Annotated in this window: 1 pseudogene; it reads right to left on the reverse strand. The window is 73.8% G+C overall.

The window, feature by feature from the left end:
* Nucleotides 1-256 (reverse strand): annotated as a pseudogene (locus CCN51_RS57560) (serine/threonine-protein kinase); the annotation flags it as partial.

Below are 256 nucleotides of genomic sequence, written 5' to 3' on the forward strand. Positions count from 1 at the left end.
CCCATGCCCCCCGTGCCCGTGGCCCCCGTGCCCATGTGCCTCCCGCGCCGCGATCTCCTTCAGGCGCAGGGAGAGCTGCAGCGTGCTCGGCCGGTCCTCGGGGTCCTTCGCGAGGCACGCGTGGAGCAGCGGCGCCAGCGCGTCCGGCACCCCGGCCAACTGCGGCTCCTCGTGCACCACGCGGTAGAGCATCACCTCCGAACTCCCCTGCCCGAACGGGGAGTCCGCCATCGAGCAGTATGCGAGCGTCGCGCCC

The sequence above is a fragment of the Streptomyces milbemycinicus genome (assembly GCF_002154605.1).
Lineage (GTDB): Bacteria > Actinomycetota > Actinomycetes > Streptomycetales > Streptomycetaceae > Streptomyces > Streptomyces milbemycinicus.